The sequence below is a fragment of the Pseudomonas asuensis genome, assembly GCF_014646755.1.
Taxonomy (GTDB): domain Bacteria; phylum Pseudomonadota; class Gammaproteobacteria; order Pseudomonadales; family Pseudomonadaceae; genus Chryseomonas; species Chryseomonas asuensis.
The window spans coordinates 635,923-649,991 of sequence record NZ_BMNW01000001.1 but is presented as its reverse complement, the minus strand read 5'-3'; the positions used below and the strand labels follow the sequence as shown (position 1 = coordinate 649,991).

The window sequence follows — 14,069 nt, the reverse complement described above, 5'->3', positions numbered from 1 at the left end:
CGTCCTAAGTATTGAAGCGAATCACTCTGAAAAGTGAGCTGTTTAAATCTTGTTAAGGTTTAGATATCGACGAAGGCTGTCGATCAGCTCACTGCCTGGAATTGGGCGATCAAACAAATAGCCTTGGCCTACATCGCAATGATGGTGACGTAAAAAATTTAATTGCTGTGTCGTTTCGATGCCTTCAGCCACTACCTTGAGGCGCAGGTTGTGAGCCATGGCCACTACGGCTGAAGTGATCTCCATGTCGTCCTGATTGTCAGGAATATCCTTTATAAAGCTCCGGTCAATCTTGATGACGTCGATTGGGAATTTTTTCAGGTAGCTGAGCGAGGAGTAACCCGTACCGAAATCGTCCATGGCCAGCGTGAGTCCGATTTGCTTCATCTCTTCAAGTTGTTGGCGCGTTTCATCCGTTGCGTCCAACAGCAGGCTTTCGGTCAGCTCAAGCTCAAGACGATGAGGGGGCAGGCGCTCTTCAATGAGGATGCTTCTGATCGAGCTGACAAGCTCCTGATCAGTGAACTGCTTGGGGGAAAGATTGATCGCCATCTGCAAATGACCCAGACCGGCTGCATCCAGTATCTTTATCTGCCTGCAGGCCTCCCGGATTACCCATTTACCAATCGGAATAATCAGACCTGTCTCTTCCGCCACGCTGATAAACTGATCGGGCCGTATCATGCCCCGTTCGGGGTGACGCCAGCGCAGTAACGCCTCAAGCCCTAAAAGCTGAGCGCTTTTAAGGCAGACCTTGGGCTGGTAATAGACTTCCAGCTCATTGAGTTCAAGGGCGCGTCGTAGGTTGTTTTGCATGAACAGCTTGTGACTGGCCTCCGTCACAAGTGATTGTGTATAAACCTGTACCCGATTTCCGCCACTGGCTTTAGCTTTGTGCAACGCCAGGCCCGCATGCTTCATAAGCGTCTGCGAGTCTTTACCGTGATCGGGTGTCACTGTCAGGCCAACCGAGCAGCTGACCAGCGTCGGCTGGCTCTCAACATAGATGGGTTTTTCCAGCATGCTTAGCAGCGCGCTCGCCACCTCCAGGCCTTCCTGAGCATCCATCTGCTCAAGCAGCACGGCAAACTCATTACTGGCGATGCGCGCGATTAATGTGCTTTGCCCTAAGGAGCTTTGCAGCCGTCTGGCCAGACTGACCAGCAAGTTATCACCTGCCTCATGGCCCAGGCTGTCATTGATGCGTTTGAAGTGATCAATGTCGATCAGCATCAAGCAGTTATGAATATCTTCTCGTCCTGCCAGGCGCTTTTCCAGGCGATCAATGAAGTAATGACGGTTAGTCAATCCTGTCAGGCTATCCCGATAGGCCAGTTTCTCCATGTTCTGTTGGGTTAACTTGGCCTGGGTGATGTCTTCGAAAATGCCAATGTAATGGGTCAGCTCACCTTTATCTGAGTAGACTTTGGAGAGCGAGAGATGGCCCCAGTAGGAGATTTGGTCTTTGCGCTGGCAGCGAAGCTCGCCTTGCCAGCTGTTCTGCTTTTCCAGCGCCGCATAAGCGTCTGGCAAGAGTTCTGACCAGTTGGTAAGCGCAGGTAGCTGGCTGATAGGCTGACCACAAACTTCTTCAGCGGTGTACTGGGTAATAGTGGTAAAGCTGGGGTTAATGTATTCGATAACCCCTTTGCGATTGACCAGCAGGAACGCATTGGCGCTCTGCTCAACTGCTCGTTGGAAGAGATGAAGGGCATGGGTGGCGCTACGGCGCTCCTGACTACCCAGCACCTTTGCATATTGATCAGCCAGCTCGCAGGCAAAGGCAATCTCGTCGTTTTGCCAGATTCTGGTTTGACCCGTCTGTTCAAGGCGAAGCACCCCTAGCATTCTGCCGTCTACACATATGCAGGCATCCAAAAGTGAGTGGATGTCATGAGCTAGTAGGTAGGGCTTGGTCCATTCGCGTGTACGTAAGTCGTGTTGAGCATCTTGCGCATCGATTGAGCGGCCGTTATGAAGCGCCTCAAAATAGACAGGAAACTCATCCAGTGACCATGAGGAGGCGGGCTGCGTGCCCGTAGAGTCCTCACTGTGAACATAGACGGGGCACAAATGGCTACCGCTCAACTGCCATATGCTGGCTCGCTTCACGCCATAGGTTTCACTGGCCGCATGGGTAATAAGCTGGGCGGCTTCTCGGAGGGGATCATTTGAGCTGTAAACATGCTGTGCCAGCTCAAGCAGGAGATTGCGGCGCGCTTTTACATGTTCGATTCGGGCCTGCTCCTGTGAACAGGTCTGCTCGAAAAGATCCAGTGAGGCTCTAAGGTCGCTGTTCTGTACCATGAGCTCCGCTACCAGTCGTTCGGCTTCAGAGGCTTGTTCTACCGGAAGCAGATAACCATGCAGGATTTCACGGCCATGACGAGAGATAGCTTCGCCGACTTCGATCATTGAAGTGGCCCCTACCGGAGCATGCAGGGTGTAGCGAATGACGTAATGGCGACGCTTTAATAACTGCTGCTGAATATCGTCGTGCAAATAATAGCGGGCCGCGGGCTCCATAAGACTGGCGTAAGGCGACTCAAGAAGCGAGCAGAGCTCATGAGCAGGCAGACCTAAGCTTTTCTCGCATGCCTGATCAAGATCCAGCAGCGCCCAATTAGGCTCGTTGAGCCGCTCGAAGCGCAACATCCCCAGCTGTGCAGGCACAGGCGGCTGCGTTGCAACCTCGACCAACGGGAGACTAGCAGCATCAGGATGAATCTTCATGCGGCGGTTCGCTTCCAACGGGCCTTGATAAAAGGCGCGTACTTATGGGTTATGCCAAGTCGACTAACGAATTGGCATACAGTATGCCAATTCGGTTCTATTTGCAGTGACTGTCTTCTGGATTCAAACAGAACTAGGCACCCATAACTCCTTTTGAGGGAAGCAAGGGTGCATCAAGCCCATTATGCTGACAAGCGTCTTGATAAACCGGACAACAGCTTTTTACTGAGAAGCTTTATCGATCCAGCAAGTCAAATTCTTTAAAAAAAACCCTGCCGGAGAGGCAGGGTTTCAGATGACCGAACATTTTGTCGGCCAGACGGTTGCCGGCAAACGCCGGCATCGTCCATTTACAGCAGCAAGCCGCGAATTTCAGCCAGCAAATCACCTAGACGTTTGGTGAAGCGAGCTGCGGCTGCGCCATTGATCACTCGGTGATCATAGGAGAGCGAAAGCGGCAGCATCAGGCGCGGCTGGAAGGCCTTGCCGTCCCATACGGGTTGCATTGTAGCTTTGGACACACCCAGAATTGCCACTTCCGGCGCGTTGACGATCGGCGTGAAGCCGGTGCCGCCAATGTGGCCGAGACTGGAAATCGTGAAGCAAGCACCCTGCATATCATCGCCAGAAAGCTTCTTGTTACGTGCCTTTTCAGCCAGCTGAGCCGCTTCGGCCGCCAGTTGTAGAAGACTCTTCTGGTCAACATTGCGGATTACAGGTACCAACAGACCATCCGGCGTATCCACGGCAAAGCCGATGTGTACGTACTTCTTACGAATGATGGCCTTGCCACTCGGTGCGAGCGAGGCATTGAAGTCTGGCAGTTCCTTGAGCACACGGGCACAGGCCTTGAGCAGGAACGGCAGGACAGTCAATTTCACGCCAGCCTTTTCAGCGACCGCTTTCTGCGAGACGCGGAAGGCTTCCAGTTCTGTAACATCGGACTGATCGAACTGGGTCACGTGAGGCACGTTCAGCCAGCTGCGATGCAGATTGGCAGCACCTACCTGCATCAGGCGAGTCATCGGGACTTCTTCGATTTCGCCAAACTTGCTGAAGTCTATGGTCGGGATCGGAGGAATCCCGGCGCCGCCAGTGGCTGCTGCTGCAGCTGGAGCAGACTTGCTCTTTTGCAGCTGATCCTTCACATACGACTGGATGTCTTCCTTGAGAATGCGTCCCTTCGGGCCAGTTGGCGTCACCTCGCTCAGCTCAACGCCAAGTTCACGCGCCAGCATACGTACCGCAGGGCCGGCGTGAACTTTCTTGCCAGGTTGCCCTGTAGGTGTAGCCGCTTGCGGTGCTTTAGCAGGCGCTGGGCTGGCAGACTTCTGCGCGGGCGCTGCGCTTGGCTGTGCAGCTGCAGGCTTATCAGCTTTTTTCTTAGGCGCTGCGCCTTGGACTTTCAGGGTCAGAATCAGATCGCCGGTTTTGGCCTGATCGCCTACCTTGATGGAAACGCTTTCCACTACGCCTGCTTTAGGCGCTGGGATTTCCATGCTGGCCTTGTCGGATTCCAAAGTAATCAGCGATTGATCCGCTTCTACCGTGTCACCCGCTTTGATCATCACTTCGATCACATTGGCGCTGCCGGTCGAACCGATATCGGGCACCTTGATTTCTTCAGTGCTTTCTCCGGCCGGCTCTTCGTCTGCAGCTTCATGCAGTTCAGGCTCGGCTGCCTGTACGGCTGGTTTTTCACTGGTGGATTGAGCTGGCGCGGAGGAGGCGGTATTTCCGCTCCCCTTGAGCACCAGAATCAAGTCACCGGTTCCGACCTCGTCACCTACTTTGACTGCGATACTTTCGATCACGCCCGCAGCAGGCGATGGGATTTCCATGCTGGCCTTGTCGGACTCCAACGTGATCAGCGTCTGCTCGGCTTCAATGCGATCACCGACCTTGACTGGAAGCTCGATGATGTTGGCCTTGCCGCTCGTGCCGATATCCGGCACATGAATTTCCTGGGCAGTACCTGTATCGGCCTGAGCTTCTTCCTTGGCAGACGCGGACGGGTCCTCATCACCAGGAGGTGTCGGCATTTCGACTTCATCGTCAGCAGCACCGGCCGCAACAGCCATGGGCTCGGCTGCATCGGTTTCACCCGATGCGCCATCTTCCATGTCCAGTAGCAGGTCGCCCGTTTTTAGCGTGTCGCCCAGCTTGACGTGCAGTGCAGAAATCTTGCCGGCTTTGGGCGCAGGAATCTCCATGCTGGCCTTGTCGGACTCGAGCACTACAAGGCTTTGCTCAGCCTCGACGGTGTCGCCTACCTTGACCAGAATTTCGATGATCTCGCCTTCGCTGCTGCCGATATCGGGTACGCGAATGGTTTCACTCACAATAATTTCTCCTTTTCACCGTCGGCATCAGCAATCAAGCGGGTTGCGCTTGAGTGGGTCGATACCGAACTTGGTGATGGCATCCGCTACGACCTGACGCTCGATAGCCCCACGATCGGCCAAGGCTTGCAGAGCAGCCAGGGCGACCCAGTGACGATCCACTTCGAAGAAGTGACGCAGCTTCTTTCGTGAGTCGCTGCGGCCAAAGCCGTCGGTACCCAGTACCTGGTATTCCTTGGAGGGAACCCACTGACGAACCTGATCGGCGAATAGCTTCATGTAGTCGGTAGAGGCAATGACCGGACCTTCACGGCCTTCCAGACACTGCTGGATATAGGCCTTGCGCGGCTCTTCCAGTGGGTGCAGACGGTTCCAGTGGTCAACTGCCAGGCCATCACGACGCAGCTCGTTAAAGCTGGTGACGCTCCAGATATCAGCGCCGATTCCCAGCTCGCGCAGAAGGGCTTTCGCTTCGCGAACTTCGCGCAGGATGGTGCCCGAGCCCAGAAGCTGAACGCGATGCTTGAAGTCACCGGTTTCTTCTTCCAGGAGATACATACCTTTGATGATGCCTTCCTCGGCACCTTCAGGCAGCGCAGGTTGCTGGTAGTTCTCGTTCATGACCGTGATGTAGAAGAACACGTTCTTCTGCTCTTCGGTCATCTGGCGAATACCTTCGCGAATGATCACTGCCAGCTCATACGCATAAGTGGGATCATACGTACGGCAGTTCGGGATGGTTGCTGCCAGGATATGGCTGTGACCATCTTCGTGCTGCAGGCCTTCGCCGTTCAACGTGGTACGACCGGCAGTACCGCCAATCAGGAAACCACGCACCTGGCTATCGCCAGCGGCCCAGGCCAAATCGCCGATACGCTGGAAGCCGAACATCGAGTAGTAGATGTAGAACGGCAGCATGGGCTGGTTGTACGTGCTGTAAGACGTACCCGCCGCAATGAAGGAGCTCATCGCACCCGCTTCGTTGATGCCTTCCTCAAGGATCTGACCTTTCTTGTCCTCGCGGTAGAACATCACCTGATCCTTATCGACAGGCTCATAGAGCTGACCGACAGAGGAGTAGATGCCAAGCTGACGGAACATGCCTTCCATACCAAAGGTACGGGCTTCGTCCGGGATGATCGGAACGATGCGGCTGCCCAGATCCTTGTCCTTGACCAGCTGGGACAGGATGCGCACAAAGGCCATGGTGGTGGAGATCTCGCGATCGCCGGAGCCGTCCAGAATAGCCTTTAAGGTGTCCAGCGGTGGCGTCGGGATGCTGATGCTGGTGGTACGACGCTGTGGTACCGAGCCACCCAGCGCTTCGCGGCGCTTGCGCAGGTACTTCATCTCCGGGCTGTCTTCGGCAGGACGGAAGAAGGGCAGATCGGCCAGCTGGCTGTCGTTCAGCGGAATGTCGAAGCGATCGCGGAATTTCTTCAGACTCTCCACGTCGATCTTCTTGGTGTTGTGGGCGATGTTCTTCGCCTCACCTGCACCGGTGCCGTAACCTTTGATGGTCTTCGCCAGAATGACTGTTGGCTGACCTTTGTGGTTGACCGCCTGGTGGTAGGCTGCATACACCTTGTACGGATCGTGACCACCGCGGTTGAGCTTCCAGATGTCCTCGTCGGACATGTCTTCAACCATCTTCAGCAGCTCAGGGTTGGCACCGAAGAAGTGCTTGCGGACGAATGCGCCGTCTTTAGCCTTGTAATTCTGGTATTCACCGTCAATGGCTTCGTCCATGCGCTGCTGCATGATGCCATTTTCGTCGCGGGCGAACAGAGGATCCCAGAGGCGACCCCAGATGACCTTGTTCACGTTCCACTGGGCACCGCGGAAGACGCCTTCCAGTTCCTGGATAATTTTTGCGTTACCACGAACCGGGCCATCGAGGCGCTGCAGGTTGCAGTTGATCACAAAGATCAGGTTATCCAGTTTTTCACGGCCAGCCAAGGAGATGGCGCCAAGGGTTTCTGGCTCATCCGTCTCGCCGTCACCGATAAAGCACCAGACTTTCTGCTTGCCGGCCGGAATGAATCCACGGTCTTCCAGGTACTTCATGAAGCGTGCCTGGTAGATTGCCGTGATGGGACCCAGACCCATGGATACCGTCGGGAACTGCCAGAAATCAGGCATCAGGTGTGGGTGGGGGTAGCTCGACAGGCCGTTACCATCCACTTCCTGACGGAAGTTGTTCATCTGGTCTTCGGTCAGGCGACCTTCAAGGAAGGCACGTGCGTAAACGCCAGGAGAGGCATGGCCCTGGTAATACACCAGATCGCCACCATGCTCTTCGGTGGGTGCTTTGAAGAAGTAGTTAAAACCAATGTCGTATAGCGTAGCGGACGAAGCAAAGGTTGAAATGTGACCGCCAAGGTCAGGATCGCGCAGGTTAGTGCGGACCACCATGGCCAACGCATTCCAGCGCACCAGCGAGCGAATTCGCCGCTCCATGAAGAGATCGCCCGGCATCTGGACTTCTTTGGTAACCGGGATCGTGTTGCGATACGGGGTGGTGATTGCGTAGGGAAGTTGTGTACCTGTCCGAGTGGCCAGCTCACCCATACGGGTCAGCAGATAATGAGCTCGGTCTTCACCTTCGCAGTCTAATACGGACTCCAGGGCGTCCAGCCATTCCTGGGTTTCGACGGGATCAAGGTCTTGCATGGCTTGCTCCAGGGCGGAAAGGCTTCCAGAATCGGTTGCCTCGGTATCGCCGCCATCCTCTTGGGGGCAGCGTGAATTCTTGGATTATGACCGGGTGGTTCCCGGCCGGCGTGTAGTTTTACTACAAAACGGCGGTCGTTTCAGCTGCTCAGGTCAATGTCCGTTATAAAACAACGACAAATTGTCGCACGGTTTGACCTTCTCTTCAGCCGTTGACTCAACAGGATAGACCATGAGCCTGCCTTCTCTCACTGCTATTCCTGATTCACTCGCCGACGTTGTACGGTGCGCGGAAGCTCGTCTCGTCGAGGCATTGAACATGCAGCCTGAACGGTTGCGACATTTTTCGGCATGGCCACCGCAGCGGCGTAGCGATCTTTTGCGCGTGATAGCGGCCAGTGAATTTGTGGCCGAGCAGATTCAGCGCGATCCGGTGTTGATACTGGATCTGGCAGAAGAGGGCGTGTTGGATCGCTCATTGCCAGCCGGCACTATTCACCAAGAACTGACCGACTGTCTAGCCGGATGTTCGAATGAAAACCAACTCGGGCAGCGTTTACGTCAGTTTCGGCTGCGACATCAGGTCCGCATAATCTGGCGAGACCTGACCCGCCAGGCCGACCTGCTCGAGACCTGCCGTGACTTGACTGAGCTGGCTGACGCCTGCATCGACGAGGCCTATCAGTGGTTGTATAGGGACCAGTGCGTTCAGTCCGGCACCCCAACGGGGCATCGAAGCGGTGAACCGCAGCACATGGTTATTCTAGGGATGGGCAAGCTCGGTGCAGGCGAGCTTAACCTTTCGTCCGATATTGATCTGATCTTTGCCTATCCTGAGGGCGGCGAGACAGTGGGTACGCGCCGGGCGTTAGATAATCAGCAGTTCTTTATTCGCCTCGGCCAGCGGCTTATCAAGGCCCTCGATACGATTACTGTAGACGGCTTTGTCTTCAGGGTTGATATGCGCTTGCGCCCTTATGGAGCCTCCGGTGCACTGGCGCTGAGCTTTTCGGCCATGGAGCAGTACTACCAGGACCAGGGTCGGGATTGGGAGCGGTATGCGATGATCAAGGCGCGCGTTGTAGGCGGCGATCAGCAAGCCGGAGCGCAGTTGCTCGAGATGCTGCGGCCTTTCGTCTATCGGCGTTACCTGGATTTTTCGGCAATTGAAGCCTTGCGCAATATGAAGCAGCTGATCCAGCAAGAAGTCAGACGTCGCGAGATGGATGACAACATCAAGCTGGGCGCAGGTGGCATTCGGGAGGTGGAGTTCATTGCGCAGGCCTATCAGTTGATTCATGGCGGACGGGAGCTGAGTTTGCAGCAGCGGCCATTACTGGTAATCCTGAACGCTCTGAAGGACCTGGGCTACCTTCCCGCCGAAGCGGCGGAAGAAATGCGTGAAGCGTATTGCTTTCTGCGTTACGTAGAACATGCACTGCAGGCGATCGGGGATAGGCAGACACAAAAGCTGCCTGATAGTGAGCTTGATCGTGCCCGGGTCGCCTTTATGATGGGGTTTGATAGCTGGCCTGCTTTTCTAAGCCGCCTGACTCACTGGCGTGAACGCATCAACTGGCATTTTCAGCAGGTCATTGCGGACCCGGACGAGGGAGTGGAAAGCCAGTCTGAGGCGGTTGGTCAGGAGTGGCTACTCCTATGGGAGGGCAGCCTTGAGGATGCTGATGCGGTCCAGCAGTTCAAGGAAGCAGGCTTTAGCAGTCCCGAGTCAGCCTGGTCGCGGCTGGGTGCGCTACGTAATAGCAGTCAGGTTCGGACCATGCAGCGGATGGGGCGGGAAAGACTGGACGCTTTCATGCCTCGTCTATTGACTCAAATCGCCTCTTGTGGCGAGCCGGACCAAGCGCTCGACCGCGTTTTGCCTTTGATCGAGGCAGTTGCCAGACGCTCGGCTTATCTGGTGCTTTTGACTGAAAATCCGGGCGCATTGGAGCGCTTGCTGGAGCTGTGTAGCGCCAGCGTCTGGATAGCAGAGCAGATCACACGGTTCCCCGCCTTGCTGGATGAATTGCTCAATGAGGGGCGTCTGTATCACCCCCCACAGAAGCCGGAACTGGTAGCCGAACTACGAGAGCGGATGGCACGCATACCAGAGGATGATCTGGAGCAGCAGATGGAAATGCTTCGGCATTTCAAGCGCGCCCATGGGCTGCGAGTGGCGGCGTCCGAAATTGCTGGCACGCTGGCGCTGATGAAGGTGAGCGATTACCTGACCTGGATGGCCGAGGCTATTCTCGATCAGGTGCTTGAGCTGGCTTGGCGACAAATGGTCCAGCGCCATGGCAGACCGCAACGTGCCGATGGTTCGCCATGCGATCCCGACTTCGTCATTGTGGGCTACGGCAAGGTTGGCGGTATCGAATTAGGGCATGGGTCTGATCTGGACCTGGTCTTTATCCATGACGGTGATCCACTGGCGGAGACAGACGGCGGCAAGCCTATCGATGGCGCCCAGTTCTACACACGGCTCGGGCAGCGCATCATTCATTTTCTGACCACGTCGACCACGGCCGGAACGCTGTATGAAGTCGACATGCGACTAAGGCCTTCCGGGGCCGCCGGGCTTCTGGTCAGTACAATCAAAGCCTTTGAACACTACCAACAGAACGAAGCCTGGACCTGGGAGCATCAGGCACTGGTGCGCGCCCGGGTCTTGGCAGGCTGCCCGGTCGTCACGGCACGTTTTGAGGCTGTCAGGGCGGCAGTCCTGAGCCGCCATCGCGATGAGGCTACACTGCGCCGTGAGGTCGGTGAGATGCGGGTGAAGATGCGGGAAAACCTTGGAACCAAGGCTACATCAGGCGGATTGTCGCCTATTGCCTTCGAGGCTGGCAGGACGTTCGATCTCAAGCAGGATGCAGGCGGTATCGTCGATATCGAATTTATGGTGCAATATGCGGTTCTTGTCTGGTCCTGGCAGCATCCTGATCTGCTGCGCTTCACCGACAATATCCGCATTCTGGAAGAACTGGAGCGGGCTGGATTGATCGCGAGTCCAGATGTCCATCTGTTGCAAGAGGCTTACAAAGCCTATCGCGCTGCCGCACATCGCCAGGCCCTGCAAAAGCAGGCCGGGGTCGTGGACGGCAGCCTCTTCCATGACGAGCGACACGGCGTCATGCGGATCTGGAAATCGCTTGCGCTCGACCCACTCGCTGCGCAGCAGTACGAATCGAATTCTTGAGGAGCTGCAAATTATGTCGATGTCCGATCGTGACGGTGTGATCTGGTATGACGGTGAAATGGTACCGTGGCGCGATGCAACCACCCATGTCCTGACCCATACGCTGCATTACGGGATGGGTGTATTTGAAGGCGTTCGCGCTTACAACACCCCTCAGGGCACCGCTATCTTCCGCCTTCAGGCACATACGGATCGTTTGTTCGACTCCGCACATATCATGGGCATGAAGATGCCTTTCGCCAAGGACGAGATCAACGAAGCGCACCGCGCGGTGATTCGTGACAATAACCTTGAAAGCGCCTACCTGCGCCCGATGGTGTTTTACGGATCAGAAGGTATGGGGTTGCGTGCAACCGGTCTGAAGGTGCATGTAATCGTCGCTGCCTGGCACTGGGGTGCCTACATGGGTGAAGAGGCGCTGGAGCAGGGTATTAAGGTACGCACCAGCTCCTATACCCGTCACCATGTGAACATCTCCATGACGCGTGCGAAGGCCAACGGGCATTACATCAACTCAATGCTGGCCCTGCAGGAAGCCATTTCCGGCGGCGCAGATGAAGCCTTGCTGCTGGATCCGGAAGGCTATGTGGCCGAAGGTTCGGGCGAGAACATCTTTATCATCAAGGACAACGTTATCTACACGCCAGAGGTCACGGCTTGCCTTAATGGCATTACCCGCAACACCGTGCTGACGCTGGCCAAAGAGCATGGCTATGCGTTGGTTGAAAAGCGTATTACGCGTGACGAAGTCTACATCGCTGACGAAGCATTCTTCACCGGTACGGCCGCTGAAGTAACGCCTATTCGTGAAGTGGATGGTCGCACCATTGGCGCGGGCCGCCGTGGTCCGGTCACCGAAACGCTGCAAAAAGCCTACTTCGACCTGGTCACTGGCAAAACCGATGCCCATGCCGAGTGGCGTACAGCAGTTAAATAAGCCGCACGTACCGGGCTCATGGTAGATACTATGAGCCTTGTACGTTGTAGCGTGAGCCTATGAGAATTCTGATAATCGGTCCTTCCTGGGTCGGCGACATGGTGATGGCGCAGACGCTGTTCAAGAGTCTGCAAGTGCTTCATCCCGGCTGTGCCATTGATGTATTGGCACCCGATTGGAGCCGTCCTCTGCTTGAACGGATGCCTGAAGTACGTTCGGCGTTGAGTTTTCCGCTTGGGCATGGTGCCCTGGAGCTTGCAACGCGCCGTCGTATTGGTCGCAGCCTGCGCGGTCAGTACGATCAGGCTATTCTGCTGCCGAACTCACTCAAGTCTGCCCTGGTCCCTTATTTCGCGGGTATTCCCAAGCGTACAGGCTGGCGCGGCGAGATGCGTTTCGGCTTGCTCAATGATATTCGGACGTTGGATAAAGAGCGTTATCCGCTGATGATCGAGCGCTTTATTGCGTTGGCGTATTCGCCGGATGCTCAGTTGCCTACGCCTTACCCCCATCCCCAACTGCAAATTGAGTCTGCCAATCGCGAGGCTGCCTTGAGCAAGTTTGGACTCGAATTGGACCGACCGGTATTGGCGCTATGTCCTGGCGCCGAGTTTGGCGAGTCCAAGCGCTGGCCGGCCGCTCATTATGCCGAAGTGGCCGACGTGAAGATCAGGGCCGGATGGCAGGTCTGGTTGTTCGGCTCGCAAAAGGATAATGCGGGCTGCGAGGAGATCCGCGAGCGGTTGATTCCCGGGCTGCGCGAAGAGGTCACCAATCTGGCAGGCCAGACAGCGTTGGCCGAGGCCATTGATCTCATGTCCTGTGCTTCCGCTGTAGTCAGTAACGACTCTGGCCTCATGCATGTTGCAGCGGCGCTGGACCGTCCATTGGTGGCGGTCTATGGGTCGACATCCCCAGGCTTTACACCGCCCTTGGCCGAAGAGGTTGAAGTGGTGCGGTTGGGTATCGAGTGCAGCCCTTGTTTTGACCGAACCTGCCGATTCGGGCACTACAACTGTATGCGCCTCCTCGAGCCTGCTGCAGTGCTGCGTGCGCTGGATCAATTGGTTGCCGACCCGGTCGAGGTGGAATAAGTGCGGGTGCTTTTGATCAAGACATCGTCACTGGGCGATGTGATCCATACATTACCGGCCCTTACTGATGCCAGTCGTGCATTTCCAGGAATTCGCTTCGACTGGGTTGTTGAGGAGGGGTTTGCTGAGATTCCCTCCTGGCATCCGGCTGTTTCCCAAGTTATTCCAGTAGCGATCCGCCGTTGGCGCAAGAATCTATTGACCACGCTGAAAAGCGGAGAGTGGTCGCGCTTCAAGGAGCGCCTGCGAGACACTCACTATGATGTAGTCATCGATGCCCAGGGATTGTTGAAAAGCGCCTGGTTGACGCGTTACGTCAAAGCGCCAGTAGTGGGTCTCTCCCGTGAGTCGATTCGTGAGCCTCTGGCAAGCCGGTTCTATGATCGCACCTGCCAGGTGCCGTGGGGGCAGCATGCCGTAGAGCGTCTCAGGCAGCTGTTTGCCCAGGCCTTAAGTTATCCCTTGCCCGAGTTGACGGGTGACTACGGGCTGGATCGTACGCGTCTTGCCGAGCCTCAGCCTGGTGGTCCTTACGTATTGTTTCTACATGGGACGACCTGGGCGACCAAGCACTGGCCGGAGCGTTATTGGCGTGAGCTGGCGGAAGCTGTCCAGCAACTTGGCATGCTGGTGTATCTACCGTGGGGCAATGATGCCGAGCGTGAGAGAGCAGAACGTATCGCCTCGGGACTTGAACATGTCTCTGTTCTCCCCAAGATGTCATTGGCTGGGGTTTCCCGTGTGCTGGCCGGTGCCCGTGCCTGCGTAGCAGTCGATACGGGATTAGGGCATCTGGCTGCTGCGCTGGATGTACCAACGCTGTCGTTGTTTGGACCGACAGATGCCAAGCTAACGGGCGCTTATGGCCGCTCCCAAGTGCATCTCTCTAGTGATTGGGTCTGTGCACCGTGTCTGCAAAAGCAGTGTACCTACGCTCCCTCAGAAGAGGATCGAGCGTTGTTTAATGTTTCGGAGGAGCAGCCCCTGTGCTTCTCCCGTGTCAACCCGGCACGGGTCTTCGCCTCCCTGGAGGCAATGCTGTCCAGCAAAGGGCAGCGTTTGTGCTGAGTTATCATGGTTTGACA

7 protein-coding genes are annotated in these 14,069 nt (G+C 56.0%); 4 read left to right on the top strand and 3 right to left on the bottom strand.

All coding sequences use genetic code 11. The features are described 5' to 3' along the window. Positions 1 to 42: 42 nt before the first annotated feature. The 3 genes from IEX86_RS02970 to aceE all read right to left on the bottom strand — a co-directional run bounded on the left by IEX86_RS02970 (position 43) and on the right by aceE (position 7,748). Entirely contained in the window at positions 43 to 2,733 is a 2,691-nt protein-coding gene (locus IEX86_RS02970; RefSeq protein WP_188864560.1) for a putative bifunctional diguanylate cyclase/phosphodiesterase, read from the bottom strand. Positions 2,734 to 3,083: 350 nt separating this feature from the next. After that, a complete protein-coding gene (gene aceF / locus IEX86_RS02965; protein WP_188864559.1) occupies positions 3,084 to 5,075 on the bottom strand; it encodes a dihydrolipoyllysine-residue acetyltransferase in 1,992 nt (663 codons plus the stop codon). A gap of 27 nt (positions 5,076 to 5,102) precedes the next feature. Further along, the gene (aceE, locus tag IEX86_RS02960) at positions 5,103 to 7,748 is read right to left on the bottom strand and encodes a pyruvate dehydrogenase (acetyl-transferring), homodimeric type (RefSeq protein ID WP_188864558.1); all 2,646 of its coding nucleotides are present in this window, start codon (positions 7,746 to 7,748) and stop codon (positions 5,103 to 5,105) included. Positions 7,749 to 7,980: 232 nt separating this feature from the next. Between aceE and glnE the strand changes: the two genes are divergently transcribed. Genes glnE through waaC form a run of 4 tightly spaced genes read left to right on the top strand, consistent with a single transcriptional unit; the run spans position 7,981 to position 14,052 of the window. Beyond that, positions 7,981 to 10,953, top strand: a complete 2,973-nt coding sequence (gene glnE, locus IEX86_RS02955) for a bifunctional [glutamate--ammonia ligase]-adenylyl-L-tyrosine phosphorylase/[glutamate--ammonia-ligase] adenylyltransferase (protein WP_188864557.1) — start codon at positions 7,981 to 7,983, stop codon at positions 10,951 to 10,953. A gap of 13 nt (positions 10,954 to 10,966) precedes the next feature. Beyond that, the gene (locus IEX86_RS02950; protein ID WP_188864556.1) at positions 10,967 to 11,890 is read left to right on the top strand and encodes a branched-chain amino acid transaminase; all 924 of its coding nucleotides are present in this window, start codon (positions 10,967 to 10,969) and stop codon (positions 11,888 to 11,890) included. Between the two features lie 59 nt (positions 11,891 to 11,949). Continuing rightward, positions 11,950 to 12,984 (top strand): lipopolysaccharide heptosyltransferase II, encoded by a 1,035-nt coding sequence (waaF, locus tag IEX86_RS02945; protein WP_188864555.1) that lies wholly within the window; start codon positions 11,950 to 11,952, stop codon positions 12,982 to 12,984. Next, the gene (waaC, locus tag IEX86_RS02940) at positions 12,985 to 14,052 is read left to right on the top strand and encodes a lipopolysaccharide heptosyltransferase I (RefSeq protein WP_188864554.1); all 1,068 of its coding nucleotides are present in this window, start codon (positions 12,985 to 12,987) and stop codon (positions 14,050 to 14,052) included. It begins immediately after the preceding gene. The last annotated feature ends 17 nt before the right edge of the window (positions 14,053 to 14,069 follow it).